Below are 19872 nucleotides of genomic sequence, written 5' to 3'. Positions count from 1 at the left end.
AGCACCCGATTTCGGTCGCCGGAAGCGCAACTTATGATCAGCACCCGCTTTCCCCATCACCAAGTGCGCGAGCGCTGCCCAGTGGTCTTCAGAGGCGATATGCGGCAGGACCGAGATCCCGAATCGAAACCATCAGCCGCAGTGTCTGACCGACAGGCCGATTATCGACATCCTCCCCGCCGGTCAGGTGAGTGTCGCGCACGCAGAAGTGTTCAGACAGTGCAGCAAGGAGATCTGGGGCAGGGCTCTGTTCGGGCCGACCTGTGCGCAGTTCCGTGATCTCGCGATCGAGGACCGGCCGGCCGAGCGTACGCCCCACGGCGGCTGCAACATCGGCGTCGGCCTCCTCGTCGCAGCCACGCAGGTGAAACGCGGCGAACAACTGGTTCACTTTCGTGCTGACGGGCACGCACGCCCCGGAGCCTTCACGGATGGCGGGTGGCGTGTCTTTCATCGGTACCTCCCCTATCGCCTGGATGAGAACACGCTCGGGCATACGACCTCGAGCGGTCATCCGGCGTCCGTCAGAGACTGGTACCGGGAATCGGAATGCCGCCATTCTAGCAATAGGCTTTTGCCGCCGAAAGGCGCTCGACCGATGCTCAGGACGGCAACGGGTCCGGGTATTCAGGATCATCGAGCCCTGGATGACCGTTATCTGAAGGCGCGACCGGGTCGGGTTCATCGGAGTAACCCACCACACGCATTTGAAGCACCGCCAGCGCCGGGCCACCCATCGGTGTCGTGACGATCGCGCCGGTCCCGTCGACCATTACCCAGCCGCCGCCCTGGCGCCGCAATCGAACACCCTGCACGGCCGCCGAATCGGACTTGCCGGTGAAGACATCGGCTGCGGCGGTAAACACCCGTTTCACATCGTCGGGATGCGGCGTGTCGCGCTGGTCGACCTGCCCTTTCCACTGCACTTCGGGTATGGGGTCGGTGATCCAGCGGATCAGCCGCATCTTGGCAATATCGACCAGCACCATATGCACCTGCGAGACACGAGGTATCGCGGCCAGCGCGGCAGCCTCCAGGCTCATCCCGGCCGGCGTCGCCGAGGTCTGGAACAGCAGCCCCCGCCACACCTGCGGCGCACGGGGTGATGCGCTGGCGACCATGACCAGATGTCCCGGCCGAGCCTGCTCACCAACCGTGACGGTTACCGCGCCACTCCAGCTGTCACCGGACTGCGACGATAACAGCGCCCGGATCAGCGAGAGCCCGTCCACCGGATCGATGAACCGAAAGATCTCCGGAGCCGTCAGGCGCGACCTCGGATTGCCGACCGACAGCGAGGCAGGTATCTCCGCGAGCCGTTCATGCGAATCCCAGGTGAACGCGAACGCCGGCACCGGCGGATGCGCGGGCGTCGCATCGTCGGACCCGAGCCACAGATGCACGCCGTGCAGGGTGTCGTCAGGAGCGAGGACCGGCACAGCCCGGACGTCGATGACACGCCCGTCGCGCAGGACACGCTTCGCGACAAGGGTCTCCCTGCGGTGCCGCATATCGGCGATCAGCCCTTGGAGCCAGTCGGCCGCTTCCCGTGCCGGGGCTTTCCCGGCTCCGATATGGTCCTGCACGACCCGCTCGAACGAGGTCCGGTCCCGGGCATGGTGGTCACGCGCGACCACACCGAGCCGGTCCGGTTCCAGGGTTTCGACCAGCGTCCATCCAAGTTTCGGCATCGCGTCAGTCCCCGAGGTAGCAGCTATCCCGTGGTCGAGCCTTTAAACGATCATAAAACACCCTGCTGGAATGGTGTCCAGCCTCTCGCAGATCACCCCGCTCGCAGCGGAAGTTCCGCGAATGCGTAGGTCAGCCAGGACGGCCGCAACCGGTACTCCTGGCGCGGCTTGACCGGCTCCAGCCTCGGATACTTCTCCAGCACAGCACGCGCAACCTGCGCTGCCTGCATCTCGGCCAGCGCCGCACCGATACAGAAATGCCGCCCATGCCCGAACACCAGATCCCGGCCCTCACGACGAGCTGGATCCAGATGCGCCGACCGCAACGACAAGAACACCGTGTGACCTCGCGGAATATGCACCCCATTTACCTCGATATCGACCACCGGAAACCGCCGCAACGCATAATTCACCGGCGCCACCAACCCCATCACCTCCCGCACCAGAGCAGCGAACTCCCGCGGCGCACCCAGCAGCCGTCGGGCACGCTCATCGTGGTTGCGGACTAATTCGTCTAGAACCGCCGAGGTCAACGAGGTGACGTTCTCGAACCCGCCGATGATCACCGCGAACGCAAGACTGATCAACTCCTCTTCACTGAGCCGATCCTGCCCATCCCGAGCCCTGAGCCAACCCGAGATCAGGTCATCACCCGGCTCCTGCCGCTTGTCCTCGATCACCCCTGCCACCAAAGTCAGCATCGTCGCCATCGCACTCTGTATCGCCTCGCCCTCACTGGACGTGTCGATCAGAAACATCGGCCGCGCCGCAGACCGGAACTCGCCCAGCTGTTCGTTGGGCAGGCCCAGCAATGTGCCGATCACCTGCGGAGGCAGAGGCTCGCACAACCCACCCATCGCATCGATCTCCCCCGTCGCCGGCAACGCATCGACCAGCTCCGTGACCGCAGCCACCACCACTTGCTCATGCCAGGCGTGATGGGCGGGCGCGAAGGCTTCCGCCGCCAGCCTCCGCACCCGCCGATGCTGGTCGCCATCGATATTGAGCAAATTCTGATCCAACGCCGCCGGAAGGTTCTGCCCCCGGAAGCCCGTGGTCGAGTCCGACTTCGACGCCGACATCCGCGGATCCGCCAATAAACTGGTCACTGCCTGCCACCCGGTCACCACCCACACCGGCGAACCGTCCGGTAGCTCCGCCTGATGCACCCCCGGCTCACGCACCCGGAGATCCTCATGAAGAGCATCGACCGCATGAATCCCCGCCGTGAACGGGCACCGCCCCAAGTTCATACCCCCCAGTGTGCCAACCACCGGAAGGACCCGCCGTGCCGATCACTACCCGTGTCGCCACCAGCAGCGACGTCCCCGAAGCCGCCGCCGTCCTCGCCGAAGCATTTGCTGACGACCCACTCATGACAGCCATCTGGCCCGACCAACGACAGCGTCGCAACGCGCTGCCCCGATACTTCACCGCATCCCTGCGACACTTTCACATTCCCCGGGGCGGAGTCCGCGTTGCCACCGGCATCGACGACACGATCGCTGCGGTAGCCGTCTGGGATCCGCCCGGACAGTGGGAGACCAACCTCACGACCACCATCCGCGCTCTCCCCGATCTACTACCCGCCCTACGGACCCGCGCCACGGCGGCGATCACTATCCGCCGCACACTCGACCAGCGCCACCCCCATAAGCCCAAGCACTGGTACCTCGTCAATATCGGCACCACCCGAAAGTCCCGCGGGCAAGGCTACGCAGCCCGACTGATTACCGAACGCCTGACAGTCGAGACCCCCACCCGCGCCTACCTCGTCTGTACCCACACGGACAACGTCTCCTATTACAACCGATTCGGCTTCACTGTCACTGAATCCTTCGCACTGCCAACGGGCGAGAGACCCACCATGTGGGCCATGACGTTCAACATGTAGCCCAAGCTTCCGACGATGGTGCCGTTAGTCTCGCTACGACGGGCGGTACATGCCTGGACACGAGTTCGGTCGCAGCCTCGCGGCGCGCACAGTCCCCGATGATGAGAAGCCGCAGGATCCCTGCGTCGGTGCCGAAGACGCACCAAAGACCGCTCCCAGTGGTGAGCACGTGAACGACCTCAGTAACCGTGATGAGGCCATCCGAGCGGGCAGCCCCGATAACGCCCGAATCACCGATATCGTTTGCGTCACGCTTAGATTGAAGAGCTGTATATTCACGCCCGGACCGGTTCACAGGCGCCCAGGGAGGCGAGCTTCGATCTGTCGGACAGCGTCGTCGTGGTGGACCTTTGCGGGATCCATCACCCAGATCTCGCCCTTGTATTGGCGGAATCCGATAGATTCCCATGTCCTTCGTACGCGTCGGAGTTCTTCGTCGAAGTGTGGATGCTGGTCGATGTCGCCTGGACTCTCGCACTCCTTGTAGAGATCGATCGGAAAAGGGATCGTAGCCACCACAGCGGTATCGAATGTGCTGACCATTCGCAAAATCCGGCTGATCAGCAGTCGACCGACACCTCCAAAGCCCCGCCACGCCACCGCCAGGTTCGCACGGTCAATCAGAATAGCTCGGGTGCCCGCACCCTCGATCATGTCGAGTAGGTCGGGATGTAGCTCGTTGCCACTGAATAGTCGTGCAAGAGAGCCGTAGTCGGCAGACATCCCGTCCAGTTCGTCTGGGATCGACCCCGATGCCAAGTAAGGATCAACGATCACCCCGCACATGGTCAGTACTTGCCATTGCGCAAAGTCGTCATCCTGGTTTCGCAAGGAGAACGCATATCCCTTCGCAACTGCAGCGTCCCACTGGGGGGCTTGCTCGGGTTCCGGGTAGTCCTCTTCGTCATAGTCCTCGGCGCTCACGTGGTACCAGGCCGAGCCCGAACACATGAGGATCCCTGGATCCGGTTCGGCGTCAGCGACGATCGATCCGCTCAACTCGATGTCTACGGTGAAGAACTGCCAGTCGATCCTGCTGCTCAGATCCATGCCCACATCCTGCACACAGGTCCGAACCCGCAGGACCCGTTTCAACGAGACCGTTGCGTTTCGTTGCGACGGCTGCGCGGTACCTATGGCGCTCTTGGCTCCCCGGGACTCGAACTGACCAACAGGCTTCCGATAGCTGTTCCATCTGATCATGAACATCCGGCCTGCGGTATCTCGCTGTGGCGGAGACTTGAAGAAGTTAGCCTGAGAGTCAACAGCGGATCGCTATATCCGGGGGCAGGACGTGAACAACTTCCACAAGACCAAGAAGTCAGCAGCGGTGCTAAAGCACGCGATCCTCGACCAGTATGCCACTCCCTTCGCGAGCAAGACCGGCCGGTGGTCCACGGGTAACCGTGTGGTGTTCATCGACGGCTACGCCGGCCCAGGCCGTTACGAGGACGGCGAGGAAGGGTCCGGCGCGATGCTGCTGCGCAAGGCGCGAGAGATGGCCCACTTTCCCCGCCGGATCGAGTGCCACTTCGTGGAATCGGACCCAGAGACCGTGGACCGGCTCAAGGCGGTGGCCACTGCCGAGGGCGCGGACGTCGATTACACGATCTACGACGATGACATCTCAACGCACCTCCCTGAGCTGTTGCAATCCGCAGAAGGCATCCCACTTTTCACGTATCTGGACCCGTGCGGACTCGTCATCCCGCTTGATGAGGTCGCCAGCATCTTCCAGCGCCCCGGCGGCTACGGTTCACCCGCGACCGAAGTCCTAATCAATCTGACCGCGCACGTGCGCCGTTTCGCCGGAATGCTCTACAGCGCCACGCCGATGGAGGGGTCGTTGCAGCGTATGGACGGGGTGTGCGGCGGGGACTGGTGGCGCGAAACGTGGCTGGAGAAATGCCCGACCAAGGATGCCTCGGAGGACGACAAGATGGCGGCCGAGCAGGCGGTGGTGGAGGGCTACGCCCGCGAACTGTGCAAGTGCGCCGGCGTTGCAGGTAGCTGGATTATCGACGTGCGACCCCGTGCTGACCTGAAGCCGGTCTACTACCTCGTTTTCGCGACGCGGCACATGGACGGCATGGTCACCTTCGGTGAATCCGCCTCGCTCGGGCTGCAGAGGTGGCGGGAGTACCTCGCCGAGGTCTCCGCGCAGGACACGCTCTTCGGCTCGGCAGCGGAGTGGAAGGACGAGTGGAAGAAGCAGGAAAACGTCCTGAAGGCGCAATGGATCGAAACCATCGCCAACGGGATCACCGAGGAACTGGCGAAGGGCGAGCCGTTCCGGCTCATCGAGCGCCCCAGCGTGCTCGGCGGCCTGGGCGGCGTGGCCCGCACCCTTCACTTCCGCGCGGCAATCAAGAAAGTGCTGCTCGCCGGAAAAACCACGACTGATCCGAAGGGCGCCGAAGACCTGTGGAACCTGTCGATCAGGCCCGCATAGATGCAGGCATCTGATCCCACAGCTGTCCGTCGAGTTCGCGGCCGTTCCGCTTCGGAGTACGGCCGCCCCACTGTTTGAAGAAGAACGCGACGTCCTGCTCGCTACACGCATCACGCAGCTCCCGAACCCACATCGGGTCGAGCTCGCGATACTTCGGGCCGCTCTCGCCGCCGGCGATGAGCCAATGCATCCCACTCAAGTCGAGCCCTTCAAGAGAGCCCAGGAGCGGTTCGGCCGACACGAACCTGATGGCGGCCGGGACACGGCGCAGATCGTCGAGACGCCACAACTGCTCGGAGGTCTCCACACTGACCCCGAGCCACACATTTCCCGGCCATGGCAGCTCGTCCGCCATGCGGGCCGCTCGCTTCGGCCGCTTGGTCAGCAGCTGGTATGTGTGGCGCGGGGTTTCCTCCATCACCTGGAATACGTCGCGAATGAACGGGGACGAAACTCGGGCGTGGAACAAGTCGGACATGCTGTTCACGAAGATGATCCGCGGAGCAGACCACCGGCGCGGGATATCAAGTGCGGATGGATGCTCTGTGATCGCGAAGCCCGGCCCGCTGGTGCGTGGGTCGCCGTCGACTTGGTACTTCGGGTTGCCCATCGCTTTGAGGCGTTTGGCCAGTGTTAGGGCGTAGCAGTTATCGCACCCAGGGCTGATGCGGTCACACCCGGTCGTCGGGTTCCACGTCGCCTCTGTCCATTCGATCCCCGTGCCATCCGCCATCGCATCAAGGTATGCCAAGCGGCGCGGACAGGATAGAGCGGTCGCCACCAGGCACCAGGGCTCCGGCTCAGGTCATTACGGCCTTCGCCTCGCGGAGGCCCTGGATGCCCTCAAGGTCCCGGGAGTGACCGCCAGACTTCGCCGCCGATTGCCGCGGGTAGTGCAGCATTCGGATCTCGAGTCATCAGGTAGTCCTGCACTCGGGTCGGCGGTCGGTGTCGTGTGATGGCAGGTCGTGCAGAAAGATCTCGAGATCGGTGAGAGCAGCGTCTGTGTCGTCGGACAGGCGCTGTTTTATAGCGGTTAGCTCCAAGTCCGCCGAGGCGTACAGATCGGATTCGTGGCCCAGTTCGTGGAGTTGACTATTCAGATTGTCCAGGAGCATCGGCAGAAAAGACAGATACTGTCCGGGGTCTTCGGTGGTCACTTGGAGGCCGATCTGGGCTGATTCGATACCGGTGGTCAGGGCTTGTCGTGGCTGTTCGGCGGTGGCGTGCCGCATCGACAGTTCGTACAGGGCCCCGGCGAGAACGGGCAGATGGACCTGGGGATGTTGTTGTACGAGTCGACGATACGTAGCCACGACCTCGTGTGCAGCGGCATGTGCTTCTTCGGGCCGGCCAGCAGCGTCCAGGTGGCGGGCGAGGTTGTTGAGGCTCGAAGCCAAATGAGGCAGTGCGGCGGGGTTCTCGGCGGCAATGCTGCGTTGAATCTCAACTGCTTCTGCGCTCGCGGCCACTGCATCCTCGAATAATTCCGTCTTAGCCAAGCAGAACGCGAAGTTGTTCAGACACGACGCGAGATTGGCCCGGGAGGAGTCGGGGTCGTGTTCGGCGAGGACGCGGTAACGTGCGACCGCCTCGGCGCCGACAGCGACAGCGTCCTCGGTGTGGCCTGCGGCGCTGAGCATGGCCGAACGGATCGTCAGGCAGTTTGCCAGAGAGGCGGGTGAGGCAGCTGGGTGTTGCTGCTCAGCCATCGTGCGAAACATTTGTTCCGCGTCGGTCGCCGCGTGTAACGCTGCGGGCAGATTCCCGAGCTCGTATTCTGCACGGGCCCGGTTGTAGCGGCAGGAGGCGAGTCGGGCCCGGTGGGCATCGACGTCGGTATCGTGGATCTGCCGAAGGATCGCTTCAGCCTCCATCACTGCGCTGAGAGCTTGTTCACGGTGTCTGAGGTCATTAAGTACCGAGGCTTGCACGACGAGGGAGTCGACCAGTACAAGCGAAACGCTGTCTGGGTGTTGTGCGCAGAGGCGGCGAAGGATGTCGACGGCCTCGGACGCGGCATCCGATGCATCAAGGAGTTCTCCGATGCTGATGAGCCGGGTGGCCAGGTCGCGGGCAGCTTCGGCGAGGGTGCGCTGGCCTTCGACGGTGGTGTCCTCGGCAGCGCGCAGCCGGTCGCGGACGGCCCTGCACAGGACGGCAGCTGGACGCGCAAGGACCTGGGTTTCTCTGGGCAGGAGAGTACTCAGTTGAATCAGTAGCGCGAGGCTGGTGTCGGAGTCGGTGGCGAGAAGCTCGAGCGCGCGCACCAACGGTGCCGGGTGTTCAACGGTGGGTGCTACGCGCAACGCGGCGGGCATGAGGGTCGCGGCGGTGCCCACGCACAGCTGGGTGAGGTGCTCTCCGGCTGTGGGTGCCAGTGCAGGGTGCGCGGCGGCACGCACGCAGACGGTGAGCAGGTGTTCGGCTTCGTCGGCATCTACTTCGGGGGCTACAGAATCGATGACACAGGGACGTTCGGTGTCGATAAGCAGGCGTCCGACGAGGTGTTCGGCGAGCCGATCGGGTGCTAGACCGCCGAAGGTTACGAGACCTTCGCCGGGGTAGAGGCTCATCAGCCAGTCCCGAACCTTCGAGATCGTCAGTTGGGGTTGGTCACCGAGGTCGGGTACTCGTGTGATGGCGGAGGCGACGTGAAGTGAGTCGGTCGGGGCGAGCACGACGGTAGCGGCGACGATGTCGGCGAGCGTGTCGTCGGGGAATTGGGGTATCAGTCCTCGTGCCTGGGCCGACATGGTCCAATAGCGGCGCTCGTGATCGAGGACCCGCTCCTCGAGGCTTCGACCGGTGGGGCCGGTGACATGCGCGGCGGTCGTGGCATCGAGGAGATCGACCAGCGCCTGCATCAGCACACCGAGCACCGAGAGGCCCCCATCGAGTGTGACCGATGGGTCCGGTAGCGGGACCTCAAGTGGTGGATCGAGGTGATAGCGCCTCTGCAGTGAAGGCAGCGCCTTTCGGAACTGACGTACCGCGGCGCGATAGGTCTGTTGCCGTTGTTCAGCGGTCTCGTCGAGGGGCGACAGTGAGTGCACGATGGTGTGGTCGATGATCTCAGCCACAGTGTCGGTGGCCTGGATGGCCAGTTGCGACCACCATGCTCCGGCGGTGCGAGCAAGCAGCATGACCTTCACCTGACCTCGCGCTGATACGGGAGCCAGGCAAGTGAGCAGCTCACTCACCTGGCCTGAGCGGATCTCGGCATAGTCAATGATGACCAGCAACCGCTGGCGGACTGCTGAGAGTGTCGTCAGCTCATTGGCGGTGACGTTCGGGTTGAGCCAGAGCACCGTCCATCCCTGTGCGGTGCACAGTTCGCCGAAGTGATGTGCCACCCGGGTTTTGCCCTGCCCGCCTCGACCGTGTAGGAGCCACATCCCCAGGCCAGGCTCTTGTGCCCAAGTGCCGAGCTGTTCGAGCAGTTCAGCTCGGCCGCGGAAGGCGACAACCGCGCGACGGGCGGTCAGCAGCGACGCCGGGGTACGTACGGACCGCGAAATGTGCAACGGTGATTGACGGTCCATGAGGTCTTGTAGCTCGACCGCCTCGCAGCGTAGGTACTCGCTGCCAGCAATCTGTTCAACAGTGGCCCGGAAATCGCTGTCGCGCAATAGAGCATAGGCCGGTACGACTTCAAGGCCGGCATGCTGACGGTAGGCGGCGTCAACGGCGATCACCCCGATCAGCAACTGCCCAGAAAACACTGCCGCCCCCGACATTCCTGCCCAAGGGGACAGGGCCCCGTCGATGGAGGTCGGTGGCGCGGTGTCGAGGTGGAAGACATACCGGTCGGCAACGTCACGGTCACCGGGGTTGATGGTGCCGCTAGGTTGTTCGAGCTCTGGGGGTCGCTGCTCGCGTTGCACGAACGCCGGCAATCCCCAGGAACGACACACGATGCCGGTCATGCTGGTGACGGTGCGACCCCACACCGTCACAGTGAGCTCGGGTGGTGTCCAGGCGACGTCATCGAGGTGGATCAGGGCGGCGTCGTCGCGTCCGCCGGGCGTGCCGCGCCATGCCACGATCCCGGTGAAGGTGCCGTGACGGCCTGGCCGGTACAGGGTCGCTCTGTCTCCGACGGCATCGACGAGGTGGGCCGAGGTCAGGACCAGCCGAGGTGCGAGCAGATATCCCGTTCCTCGCCCGGTTCCTTCGACGCCGAAAACCTGCTCGCGCTCCACGCGATGATCATCCTCTCTGTCGGTCGAGCGGCCGGCGCCGGGCGGTTATTCTGTCAGCGGCCGAGATAGCCTGAGACGTCACCGGGTCCGGGCTCGGCGCTGGTCTCCGCGCCAACAATGAGGTCGGTTCCGCTACCCAGTTGCGGTGTCAGTGTTAGTGACACTCGGTGCTTGCGGGCACGCGATCCCCCGGCTTCTGCATCACCGGTCACCACCCACGCTTTGAACCCGCCCTTGACTTTCGCATCGGCCCGGAGCTCGACCTCGAACGACATCTCGATCGGCCCGACGAGGAACCCGATGCCCGATCCCGCGCCCTGCGCGGCAGCTCGAAGTAATTCGTTGCGCAGGGCAGCAACCGCATCCGACAACTCAATTTCCATGATTGGCCCATCGCTCTTGTGGTCTACATCGCTACAGACGGTGGCAGCAGGCAATTCGCCAGGGGTCCGGCAGGTGGGGTGATTATGCAGCTTGAGAGCCCGCTGGGGTCATGATGGTCTCGTGTCCGATCGAGGTCAACCGGCCGAGCCGAGGTCGCCGGCGTCGACGGAGCTAGGTCCGTTCGATGCAGGTCACGATCTGCGATCCGGAGTTCTTCGTGGGTGTCCCACCGTTGCGGGTCCAGCACGTTGCGTTGCAGGAGGCTCAAGATGGTCTCCAGCGCCGCATTGTCGCCAGCGGCACCGACACAGCCCATAGAACCGGCCATCTGGGAACCTCAGTGGAGGATTCGGGGGGTGCATTGTTGTCGACTCGCTGCCACCACCAGCCGTCGGAGTCGAGAACCCTGAAAGTAACAGACACGTGCCAACTGTCGGTGGGTGTGGGCCGCATCAGATTGTTTCCGTCGATACTGACAAGCCAGATGGAAGTCTCCCAGGTATTGCCAGGAGCAATGACACCGTTGAGGTCGGGATCGGCTCCGCCCCCATACTGGTCTGTCGCCCCGTCTGGGCGTTGCAGAATTGCCGTCAACGTAGTGATTTGGGCGGCGAGGATTGGTTCCTTGCTGTGGTTGCTGATCGTGACCACTTCCGGTGTCGGGACGCTGGAGACGACGCTGCGCGCCTGTGCGGCCAACTGGTCGTTGCGTTCCGCGCGGATCGCGCGACCGTCTCGGATCGCGATACCCAGTGCCACCGCGACGGCACTGACAGTTCCGACAGCTCCGATAGCGGCGCCGAGGGCGTTCACGATCTCCCAGCTGCCGGCCATGTTGGACATGGCAAAGACTGGGATAGTCGGGATACTCACGTCGGCGGCAACGGGGTGTTCTGTCTGCGGCTATCTCCGCGCCAGGGCAAACCCCACCCGGATGCTTCGAACTCAAGGCGCGGGGGCGATTCCGGGAAGAGAGTCACTTCCACTGCAGGCAGGTGAAGTTCGGTGCGGGCGGCGCGAATGAAGCGTTCGAAGGCTTCTCGGGCTGGACCGCGAACCTGGTTCCAGTCGTCGATGGTGAACTGCCGTTCCGGCGCCGCGTGGAAGATATCAAGAATTGCGCGGTCTACCAGTGTGGCTGCGGTAACCACCTCCTTCGACCCATGCAGCCACACCGCAGCGAGCGCACTGTCCCACGGAATGAAGTTGTTTGTGCGAGCATCCTGGATCACGGTGGGAAGTTCTTCGGCGGTCAGATCGGTCAGGGCGATGGCCCGGATCGCTTCATACATCGATTCGAACTGGTCGGCGAAAGATTGGTAGCTGGCCGTCATCTGGTCTCTACGCCATCGAGCGGCTTCGGACCGGGAGTCCCACAGTCGACCGATGGCGATGCCGAGTATGCCCGTAGCAGCGGCGAGGATCGCGGCGGTCATGGCTGGGTGCTCAGGTCGCGGCCGGATCGCCGAGTTGGTCGTCCAACACTATCGGCGGAATGGGCTGGCCGGGTTTGGCGTCGGGATCGACAGCGTCGATGACCTTCGCGAGCTGTTGATACGTTCGGCGGGCGATCGCCCGCTCGTACGAGCCGAACCGCGGCCTATGGGTGACTTTGAGCAGGGTTACCAGGCTCGCCCCGGAAAGCGTGACCTCAACGGTGCCGTTTCCACGTTTTTTGATGCGGTCTTTCGGGACCCGGGCCCGATGCTCGTCGGGAAGCGGTAGGTCGATGAGCCAGAACCCATCGATGGCGCCCCAGGTGTCTTCGTGACAGATCAGCTGAACACTGCTCACCCCGGCGGCCCGCTGCATCCTCTCGGCGTGTGCGCCTCTCGCTCCCTGCAGTTTGCCGAACCACGACTCAGATCCCATTCTCAGAACTCCCACCCCGAACCGGACAAACCATCCGAAATAACCAGTGCAACAACAGCTTAACCGCACGGAAGAGCTTTTGTCGGCCAGTTCCGCCATCACTGGACGAAGACCATGATGTCTCCAACACCGGCTACCTCAAGCAGGTAAGCACTCGGGGGCACCTCTACGCGTGCCCCACCCTGGTCCGATGACTCGTTCGAGGGGTAGGTTGTTTGCCGATGAGCAGGCTGCGGATGCGGTTCTTGGCGCGGGTCACGTCGCCAGCGAGAGATCGTCGTTGCCGTCGAAAATAGGAGTGACAGCTCTCAGGAGGACCAAACGGTCCTTTACTGATCCACTCTGTTACGAGATCGCCCCGCTCTGCGTCGCGTGGTCACGACAGGGAAATAGTTATCTACCCGCGGGGATACACCGCTTTTGACACGGTCGGCGCCCGGACTTATCCCGCCCTGCTTGGGGCACACCTGCGCCCCACGCCCCGAACCATCCTGTTGGGGCTGTTTTCGTCTCATCGTGCCCTCTGTCGTTTCGGAAGGAATCTCATGTCGGTTAGCGCTATCGCCGGTGGGTGGGCGGTGTTCTGGGTTCAGTTGCCTGTGCTCGTCCTCGCCGTCGTGGTCATCATCGTGACCACGACAGCATTGCGGCGTGCCCGTCCGCAGGATGTACCCAATATGTTCGAAGCATTCGCCGCCGCATTCGGCCGACGACCCACGGCCGACCGCCGAAGACGGCACAAGACCGCGGCCCAGCAGCAGCCCGCACCAGGAGAACCGGTGACCCGCCGACGAAGCCGAAGAGACTCGATCGTCGACCACGTGGCGACGGCCGACGGCTGTGCTTCACATCGTCGCGGGCGGTAACAGTCTGCCCGATCAGGGACTTCCACCACTGTTTGCGGGCAGTGAGGGTGCCACCTGCTTCCCACCGATGCGGGGCGAAGTCGCAGGGCACCGATCACCTGAGGCGCCACAGAGCTGGCGCTCTAGTGAGCGCACGGGACACCAGTAACGGAAGACGCAATCCTAGTGCGAACGATACTTCGGCTCCCTGAAACCACCCGGCCAGGACCACTGGGCCGGCCCCCGATTCCGGCTAGTTTCGTGCCCCCCGCGTGCCCCTAACACCGGTACGCAGCGGTCAATACGGGTAAAAATCGGACATAAACCGCACAGCCGTCCATCCTCGATGAAATACAAAAATGCCCCCTGACCTGCGAGGATAAGGGGGCATTTCAGTGGTCCCAGCTGGGATCGAACCAGCGACCTTCCGCGTGTGAGGCGGACGTTCGGGATACTGCGGCGGACTTCGATGACGGGCGACCGGAGCAACCGGGTATGGCTGGGAATCTCAGAGAAGCCTGTTGATCCGATTGCGAGGTGCTCGACTCGTAGAACCGCCCGGTCGAGATCACGAGTTCCAGGACCGGTGGCCGTGTGTCCAAACTTCCGGATGAATCGCGGAGTAATAGATATCGGTCGTCCTCTGACCCGGGAGGAGGTGATTCGCCGAACCGACGCCCATAGCCGGTGCCACCGCCCGTACCGCCGCCCGGCGATCTACCGCAGCCGGCACAACTTGGCGGCCGACCACATTTCGGATGCTTGACATCTCGATACGTCCAGAGCGTTGATTGACCGGCGTAACGGGTCAGCAGCGAAACCGCCCGTGCTGTCGCGTCCGCATGGTCTTCACTCTCGACGACGCCGCCACACGATTCGGTCGGCGCATTCGACGTAGCCCTGCGGGATGTCACTTCACTGGGAAGTTGGAGCACTTCATGAAGAGCAAACGCACTGAATCGGCCCGTAGCAACGACCCCGTCAGTGTCGAACTGCCCGACGATCCACCGATCATTACCCCACCCGCCGCCAGAGCGCTCCTACAGCTGCTGCGAAACGTTCACCACGCACGAGCCGCGGACGATAACGACACAGACGAAGACAGAAAGGCTGCCTAGCAATGCGATTCGCGTTCTACGGGCGGGTATCCACCGAAGACCAGCAAGACCCGGAAGCATCTCGCAACTGGCAAAAGGCCCGCGCCCACACGCTGATCGAGGCCCACGGGGACATCGTCGCCGAACATTTCGATATCGGACAGTCCCGATCGATCCCGTGGAAGCGCCGCCCAGAGGCGAACACCCTTCTGAACGCACTGAAGGACCCCGATCGAGGATTCGACGCGGTCGTGATCGGAGAACCGCAACGCGCGTTCTACGGCAACCAGTACGGGCTGACCTTCCCGGTCTTCGTCCACTACGGCGTCCAGCTCTGGGTCCCCGAAGTCGGCGGGCAGATCGACCCGGAATCCGAAGCGCACGACCTGGTCATGTCGGTCTTCGGCGGCATGTCCAAAGGTGAACGCAACCGCATCAAGATCCGCGTCCGCTCCGCGATGGCCGCACAAGCCAAAGTCGAAGGCCGCTTTCTCGGCGGACGGCCACCCTACGGATACCGAATCGCCGACGCCGGACCCCACCCGAACCCCGCCAAAGCCGCGGACGGTAAACGACTCCACACACTCGAACCCCACCCGGACACCGCACCCATCGTGCAACGCATCTTCACCGAGTACCTCGACGGCCGCGGGCTGTTCGCCATCGCCGAAACACTGACACAGGACGGGATCAAATCCCCGTCGGCGCACGACCGCCCCCGCAACCAGCATCGCAGCGGCATCGCCTGGTCAAAAGGCGCCGTGCGAACAATCCTGTCGAATCCCCGTTACACCGGCCGCCAGGTATGGAACAAACAGCGCAAAGACGAGGTGCTGCTCGACGTCGACGACGTCGCGCTCGGGCATGCGACCAAGATGCGGTGGAACGACTCCGGCAGCTGGGTCTGGTCGGCTTCGGTCGTGCACGAACCTCTGATCGACACCGACACCTTCGAACGCGCCCGCACCACCCTCGCCAGCGGCGGCCGCACCCGCAAGACCCGGGAGAGGAACCGGGTCCGCCGCACCTACGTCCTGCGCAGCCTGATGTACTGCGGCGTCTGCAACCGCCGCATGCAAGGCCAGTGGAACCATGACGCCCCCTACTACCGGTGCCGATTCCCCAACGAATACGCGCTCGCCAACAAAGTCGACCACCCGCGCAACGTCTACCTGGCCGAACACGACGTCCTACCGATCGTGGACCACTGGCTCACGACTCTGTTCACACCCGGCAGGCTCGACACCACCGTCCGCGCCCTCTACAAATCCCAATCCGACATCACCCCCAACCCCTCCACCACCGAAGCCACACGGGTCATCGCCGAATGCGACGCCAAACTGGCCCGCTACCGAGCGGCCCTCGAAGCCGGTGCCGACCCGAAAATGATCGCCACCTGGACCACCCAGATCCAGGCGCAAAAGGCAGAAGCACTCACCAGGGTCCCCGCCACACCCAGCCACACCGAGCGAATGGCAGAAGAGGAGATCAGGGCATTCCTCGGAACACTGGGTGACATCCACACCGCACTGGACGAAGCCGACGCCACCGACAAATCCGCCGTCTACCAGCGACTCGGCTTGAAACTCACCTACCAGCCCGACACACGCAACGTGCAGGCCGAAGTCAACATCAACACCCACCCCCGCAACCACGGGCCGCGTACGAGAAGCGGGCATAAAAATAACCCCACAGAAAAACCGTGGGGTTATGGTACGTGTCCGGAGGGGGACTTGAACCCCCACGCCCGATAAAGGGCACTAGCACCTCAAGCTAGCGCGTCTGCCATTCCGCCACCCGGACCGGTGTGCTCAGCAAGAGTATCGGATCGGGCGACCGGGGCAAAATCGCGGGTCCCACCTGGGGAAACCACGGCAGCGAAGTGATCGCGTCGGGTTCCGGTATCGGGAGGCCGGGGCGTGGGTAGGTTGGTGGCGCGGAGAAGTGGACAGTGAGGAGCGCCCGGTGGGTAAGGATGTCGCCGTCGTGATCGGGGTCGGGGGTATGGGGCGGGCTGTCGCCCGGCGGATCGGGGGTGGGCGGCGGCTGCTGCTCGCCGATTTCGACAAGGACAGCCTCGAGTCGGTGGTCGGGGTGCTCACGGGTGAGGGTCATGACGTGACCGGGCAGCGGGTAGATGTTTCCGATGCGGGGTCTGTGGCGGCGCTGGCCGGAGCTGCCGCCGGGTTGGGGCGGGTGACCCATATCGCGCATACCGCGGGGGTGTCACCAGCCCAGGCGTCGGCGAGCACAGTGTTCGAGGTGGATCTGCTGGGGACCGCGCTGGTGCTGGATGCCTTCGGGGAGGTCGTGGCCGAGGGCGGTGCCGGTGTGGTGATCGCGAGTATGGCGGGCCATCTGGCGCCGCCGCCGGATGATCAGGTGGCCGCGTTGGCGACCACTCCCGCCGCGGAGCTGCTGGGGCTGCCGTTCATCGACCGGAGTGTCCATCCGGGCGCCGCCTATGCGGTGGCGAAGCGGGGCAATGTGGCGCGAGTCCAGGCGGCGGCGGTGTATTGGGGGCGGCGCGGGGCACGGGTCAACTCGATCAGTCCCGGTGTTATCTCGACGCCGATGGGGCGGCAGGAACTGGACGGTGAATCGGGGGCCGGGATCCGGGCCATGGTGGCGGGCTCGGCGACCGGGCGGCTGGGGACGCCGGACGATATCGCGCATGCGGCGGCATTTCTGCTGGATCCGGCCACGAGCTTCGTCACCGGTGTCGACCTGCTGGTCGACGGTGGCGCGGTGGCCGGTGTGCGGGCGGCCGCGTCCGCATGAGCGCCGGCCAGTAGGTGGCTGCCTACCTTGCGACCCGCGCAGCGCGGGTCAGACCTCGAGGACTTCCTGGACCGGTCGGCGCGGCGTCTCGGCGAGGGGCGCCGCGTGGCCGGCGCTCCAGCCGACGCGGACCATCGCCTGGGGGTACGCGCAATCGTGCAGCAGACGGGTCCGGATCTCCTGGCGTGCGTCGAGGACGCCGAGTGGTTCGGTTTGCAGGCTGGTCGCCAGGCCCAGGCCCGTGGCGGTCAGCAGGAGTGCGCTGATGGCTTCGCCGGCGCGCACCTGTGCGCGCCGGTCGTCGCGGGGCGTGCCCACCACCAGCCATTGGGCGCCGTCCGGTTGATCGATCGTGTCGATCAGGGTGGGCTGGGCGAAGCTCCGCACCGGGATTTCGCCGACGCGGCGGGGCGCGGGTGCGTTCCGGGAGGGCACGCCGTCGGTGGCCCGGTCCGGCCCGCTCCAGCGTGCGATTTCCGCTTGGTAGTCGCGGTCGGTGGTGTGCAGTGTGGCCGCGCGGCGCATGGGGTCGGCGAGATGCGGTAACAGCAGGTCGGGAACCTGGCGGACGGCGGCTCCGAAGGCGGAGACCCGACCGGCGAGGGAGCGGATGTGCCCGGCCGGGACGGGTTGGGTGAGGTAGCGGCGGCGATCGGTGCGTCGCAGCAGGATGGCGGCGGCCTGCTCGATCTGGGTGTCGGAGGGCCGTTGCCGGGTGGTGTGCACCGTGGCGAGGTGGCTGGGGTCGGTGGGGTCCGGGCAGTAGTCCACGCTGGTGGACCAATTGAGGGCCGCCAATCCGATGCGCAGGTGGTGCAGTGCGGCGCCGCAGCTGATGATCAGAGAGCGCTGGAACGGGTCGGTGGCGGTGAGGTGACGGCCGGTATCGGCGAAGAGCTGGATCCCGGTGGCGGTCGGCCGCCACCGCCACGGTTGGGTGTTGTGGACCGACGGCGCGCGGACGGCGAGGCCGAGTGCGATATCGATGGTCTCACGATCCGGGATCGCGGAGAGCATTGTGGTGCATCCTTCCGATGACATGCGGGTTCCGGATTTCGTCGTCGGGATCGGGCGGTAGAGTGCACGCCTTCCCGACGACGCCGCCACCGCGGCGGGTCGACTCGCGGACCTCGCGCCGGTGGCGTATGCGCTGGTTACGAGGGTAGACACATGTGCTGCGGCGGGCATGGAGAATCGTGAGCCGAAAAGCCGGGCATCACGACGTTCCGGCGCCGAGAGGGCGGCGAATCATGTACTGCGCCCGCCGGTCTCGCATTCACTCGGCCGACCGGCGTGGGCATCCCGGCCGCTGTGTGATGTTGGCCATGCGGACCCCGGCTCGGACGGGACGCTCGCCCTGCTCGGCCGACTGTCGCGACACGCGAGCCCGCACGCTGTTTCCCGCACCGAATGCGGGGTAGATCGCCAGTACGCTGGGCTACCACTCTGGTGACCTGCCGTGACAGACGCGATACACCGAGGAAAGGGATGCACACCATGCTGATACGTCGGCTTGCCCGCCCGCTGCTGGCGAGTTCTTTCGTCGCGAACGGCGTCGAAACCCTGATGCATCCGGAATCACGGGTTCAGGAGGCGTCGAACCTGATGGCGAAGGGGCAGGAGTCGCTGCCGTCGAATGTCGCATCCTCCCTTCCCTCCGAACCGGCCACGCTGGTCCGGGTCACCGCGGTCGTCCAGATCGCGGGCGGGACGCTGCTGGCGCTGGGGAAGGCACCGCGCCCCGCGGCGCTGGCGCTGGCGGCGACGGTCGTGCCCGCGACGGTCACCGAGCAGAACTTCTGGGCCGAGACCGACCCCGAACGCAAAGCCGCCAAGCGGACCGCGTTCCTGAAGGATATGGGCCTGCTGGGCGGGCTGATGATCGCCGCGGCCGATACCGCGGGTAAACCGTCGCTGGGCTGGCGGGGCCGCCGGGCGGCGCGCCGGGCGGCGAATTCGGTCGGCGGCGCACTTCCGGGTTCAGGGGGCCACGGCAGTACGAGTGAGACGGTGCGCCATCAGCTGCAGCATGCGGCGGCACGCGGGCAGGACCTCGCGGGCACGGTAGCCGGTAAGGGAGCCGAGCTCGCCGAGGTGACCCGGGAACGTGGACCGGGCTGGGCAGAGGCTGCGAAGCATCGCGGGGCCGAATGGGCAGACGTCGCGAAACACCGGGGCAGCGAGCTCGCGGACGTCGCGAAACACCGCGGCAGCGAACTCGCCGAAACCGCCCAAGCACGGGGCCCTGTCTGGACCGAGACCGCCAAGAACCGGGCCGCCGAGCTCACGGATATCGCCAAGAGCCGGGGCGGTGAGCTGGCCGAAACGGCCCAGGCGCGGGGGCCGGTGTGGGCCGAGACGGCCAAGAACCGGGCCGCCGAGGTCGCGGATGTCGCCAAGCATCGAGGCGGCGAACTCGCCGATATCGCGAAACACCGCGGCAGCGAACTCGCCGAAAGCGCCCAGGCACGGGGTCCGGTGTGGACCGAGGCCGCGAAGAACCGTGCCGCAGACCTCGCCGACTACTCGAAGTACCGGGGCGGCGAACTCGGCGCGGCTACCAAGGAGCAGCGCGCCCAGCTGGCGAAGGCCTACCGGAAATCGCAGGCCGCCGCGGCGAAGCGGCGCTGAGTACCGAGTCGAGCTGCCCG

17 protein-coding genes, 2 tRNA genes and 1 pseudogene are annotated in these 19872 nt (G+C 64.8%); 6 read left to right on the top strand and 14 right to left on the bottom strand.

The features are described from left to right. Positions 1–88: 88 nt before the first annotated feature. From ABZ827_RS15515 to ABZ827_RS15505, 3 genes are all read right to left on the bottom strand, one after another. Positions 89–454: a hypothetical protein gene (locus ABZ827_RS15515; RefSeq protein WP_357237391.1), complete on the bottom strand. Its 366-nt coding sequence runs from the start codon at positions 452–454 to the stop codon at positions 89–91. Between the two features lie 148 nt (positions 455–602). Beyond that, entirely contained in the window at positions 603–1691 is a 1089-nt protein-coding gene (locus ABZ827_RS15510) for a GAF domain-containing protein (protein ID WP_357237390.1), read from the bottom strand. A 92-nt stretch (positions 1692–1783) separates the two neighbouring features. Continuing rightward, positions 1784–2944, bottom strand: a complete 1161-nt coding sequence (locus tag ABZ827_RS15505) for a hypothetical protein (protein WP_357237388.1) — start codon at positions 2942–2944, stop codon at positions 1784–1786. Between the two features lie 35 nt (positions 2945–2979). Here ABZ827_RS15505 and ABZ827_RS15500 point away from each other — a divergent pair, with 35 nt between their 5' ends. Beyond that, positions 2980–3585, top strand: a complete 606-nt coding sequence (locus ABZ827_RS15500; protein WP_357237386.1) for an N-acetyltransferase — start codon at positions 2980–2982, stop codon at positions 3583–3585. Between the two features lie 291 nt (positions 3586–3876). On the opposite strand, the gene ABZ827_RS15495 is transcribed toward ABZ827_RS15500, so the two are convergent. After that, the gene (locus ABZ827_RS15495; protein ID WP_357237384.1) at positions 3877–4635 is read right to left on the bottom strand and encodes a hypothetical protein; all 759 of its coding nucleotides are present in this window, start codon (positions 4633–4635) and stop codon (positions 3877–3879) included. A gap of 244 nt (positions 4636–4879) precedes the next feature. On the opposite strand from ABZ827_RS15495, the gene tcmP reads away from it, so the two are divergent. Further along, on the top strand, positions 4880–6037 hold the full coding sequence (gene tcmP / locus ABZ827_RS15490) for a three-Cys-motif partner protein TcmP (RefSeq protein ID WP_357237382.1): 1158 nt from the start codon (positions 4880–4882) through the stop codon (positions 6035–6037). Here the strand turns inward: tcmP and ABZ827_RS15485 are convergent. The 7 genes and pseudogenes from ABZ827_RS15485 to ABZ827_RS15455 all read right to left on the bottom strand — a co-directional run bounded on the left by ABZ827_RS15485 (position 6024) and on the right by ABZ827_RS15455 (position 12498). Next, positions 6024–6770: a phage Gp37/Gp68 family protein gene (locus ABZ827_RS15485; protein WP_357237380.1), complete on the bottom strand. Its 747-nt coding sequence runs from the start codon at positions 6768–6770 to the stop codon at positions 6024–6026. The two genes, tcmP and ABZ827_RS15485, sit on opposite strands and share 14 nt — an antisense overlap. A gap of 184 nt (positions 6771–6954) precedes the next feature. Next, positions 6955–10242, bottom strand: coding sequence for a tetratricopeptide repeat protein (locus ABZ827_RS15480; protein WP_357237378.1), 3288 nt, complete (start codon positions 10240–10242; stop codon positions 6955–6957). 53 nt (positions 10243–10295) lie between these two features. Next, on the bottom strand, positions 10296–10625 hold the full coding sequence (locus tag ABZ827_RS15475) for a trypco2 family protein (protein WP_357237376.1): 330 nt from the start codon (positions 10623–10625) through the stop codon (positions 10296–10298). Between the two features lie 82 nt (positions 10626–10707). Next, a pseudogene (locus ABZ827_RS15470) lies at positions 10708–10948 on the bottom strand (IS3 family transposase); the annotation flags it as partial. Continuing rightward, positions 10891–11469: a hypothetical protein gene (locus tag ABZ827_RS15465; protein ID WP_357237441.1), complete on the bottom strand. Its 579-nt coding sequence runs from the start codon at positions 11467–11469 to the stop codon at positions 10891–10893. The pseudogene ABZ827_RS15470 and the gene ABZ827_RS15465, both read right to left, overlap by 58 nt. Before the next feature lie 26 nt (positions 11470–11495). Next, the gene (locus ABZ827_RS15460) at positions 11496–12062 is read right to left on the bottom strand and encodes a hypothetical protein (RefSeq protein ID WP_357237374.1); all 567 of its coding nucleotides are present in this window, start codon (positions 12060–12062) and stop codon (positions 11496–11498) included. 10 nt (positions 12063–12072) lie between these two features. Further along, positions 12073–12498, bottom strand: coding sequence for a hypothetical protein (locus ABZ827_RS15455; RefSeq protein WP_357237372.1), 426 nt, complete (start codon positions 12496–12498; stop codon positions 12073–12075). A 545-nt stretch (positions 12499–13043) separates the two neighbouring features. Between ABZ827_RS15455 and ABZ827_RS15450 the strand changes: the two genes are divergently transcribed. Continuing rightward, complete coding sequence (locus tag ABZ827_RS15450) at positions 13044–13364, top strand: hypothetical protein (protein WP_357237370.1); 321 nt, start codon at positions 13044–13046, stop codon at positions 13362–13364. Between the two features lie 375 nt (positions 13365–13739). Here ABZ827_RS15450 and ABZ827_RS15445 read toward each other — a convergent pair. Beyond that, a tRNA-OTHER gene (locus tag ABZ827_RS15445) sits at positions 13740–13825 on the bottom strand. Between the two features lie 638 nt (positions 13826–14463). Between ABZ827_RS15445 and ABZ827_RS15440 the strand changes: the two genes are divergently transcribed. Then, on the top strand, positions 14464–16194 hold the full coding sequence (locus tag ABZ827_RS15440) for a recombinase family protein (RefSeq protein ID WP_357237369.1): 1731 nt from the start codon (positions 14464–14466) through the stop codon (positions 16192–16194). On the opposite strand, the gene ABZ827_RS15435 is transcribed toward ABZ827_RS15440, so the two are convergent. Continuing rightward, positions 16159–16243 (bottom strand) — tRNA-Leu (locus ABZ827_RS15435). The genes ABZ827_RS15440 and ABZ827_RS15435 overlap by 36 nt on opposite strands. Before the next feature lie 162 nt (positions 16244–16405). Between ABZ827_RS15435 and ABZ827_RS15430 the strand changes: the two genes are divergently transcribed. Next, on the top strand, positions 16406–17221 hold the full coding sequence (locus tag ABZ827_RS15430) for an SDR family oxidoreductase (RefSeq protein ID WP_357237367.1): 816 nt from the start codon (positions 16406–16408) through the stop codon (positions 17219–17221). Between the two features lie 48 nt (positions 17222–17269). Here the strand turns inward: ABZ827_RS15430 and ABZ827_RS15425 are convergent, their stop codons facing one another. Continuing rightward, the gene (locus ABZ827_RS15425) at positions 17270–18238 is read right to left on the bottom strand and encodes a hypothetical protein (protein WP_357237365.1); all 969 of its coding nucleotides are present in this window, start codon (positions 18236–18238) and stop codon (positions 17270–17272) included. A gap of 480 nt (positions 18239–18718) precedes the next feature. Between ABZ827_RS15425 and ABZ827_RS15420 the strand changes: the two genes are divergently transcribed. Beyond that, a complete protein-coding gene (locus ABZ827_RS15420) occupies positions 18719–19852 on the top strand; it encodes a DoxX family membrane protein (protein WP_357237363.1) in 1134 nt (377 codons plus the stop codon). The last annotated feature ends 20 nt before the right edge of the window (positions 19853–19872 follow it).

This window comes from Nocardia sp. NPDC019395, assembly GCF_040632335.1.
Lineage (GTDB): Bacteria > Actinomycetota > Actinomycetes > Mycobacteriales > Mycobacteriaceae > Nocardia.
Note: the sequence above shows the minus strand (reverse complement) of the source record. Positions and strands in the feature narration are given on the sequence as shown.

Coding starts and splice junctions, on each gene's coding strand:
- ABZ827_RS15465 (WP_357237441.1), bottom strand. CDS start 11,469: ATGTCCAACATGGCCGGCAGCTGGGAGATCGTGAACGCCCTCGGCGCC.
- ABZ827_RS15495 (WP_357237384.1), bottom strand. CDS start 4,635: ATGGATCTGAGCAGCAGGATCGACTGGCAGTTCTTCACCGTAGACATC.
- ABZ827_RS15455 (WP_357237372.1), bottom strand. CDS start 12,498: ATGGGATCTGAGTCGTGGTTCGGCAAACTGCAGGGAGCGAGAGGCGCA.
- ABZ827_RS15460 (WP_357237374.1), bottom strand. CDS start 12,062: ATGACCGCCGCGATCCTCGCCGCTGCTACGGGCATACTCGGCATCGCC.
- ABZ827_RS15475 (WP_357237376.1), bottom strand. CDS start 10,625: ATGGAAATTGAGTTGTCGGATGCGGTTGCTGCCCTGCGCAACGAATTA.
- ABZ827_RS15425 (WP_357237365.1), bottom strand. CDS start 18,238: ATGCTCTCCGCGATCCCGGATCGTGAGACCATCGATATCGCACTCGGC.
- ABZ827_RS15450 (WP_357237370.1), top strand. CDS start 13,044: ATGTCGGTTAGCGCTATCGCCGGTGGGTGGGCGGTGTTCTGGGTTCAG.
- ABZ827_RS15420 (WP_357237363.1), top strand. CDS start 18,719: ATGCTGATACGTCGGCTTGCCCGCCCGCTGCTGGCGAGTTCTTTCGTC.
- ABZ827_RS15440 (WP_357237369.1), top strand. CDS start 14,464: ATGCGATTCGCGTTCTACGGGCGGGTATCCACCGAAGACCAGCAAGAC.
- ABZ827_RS15505 (WP_357237388.1), bottom strand. CDS start 2,944: ATGAACTTGGGGCGGTGCCCGTTCACGGCGGGGATTCATGCGGTCGAT.
- ABZ827_RS15510 (WP_357237390.1), bottom strand. CDS start 1,691: ATGCCGAAACTTGGATGGACGCTGGTCGAAACCCTGGAACCGGACCGG.
- ABZ827_RS15485 (WP_357237380.1), bottom strand. CDS start 6,770: ATGGCGGATGGCACGGGGATCGAATGGACAGAGGCGACGTGGAACCCG.
- ABZ827_RS15515 (WP_357237391.1), bottom strand. CDS start 454: ATGAAAGACACGCCACCCGCCATCCGTGAAGGCTCCGGGGCGTGCGTG.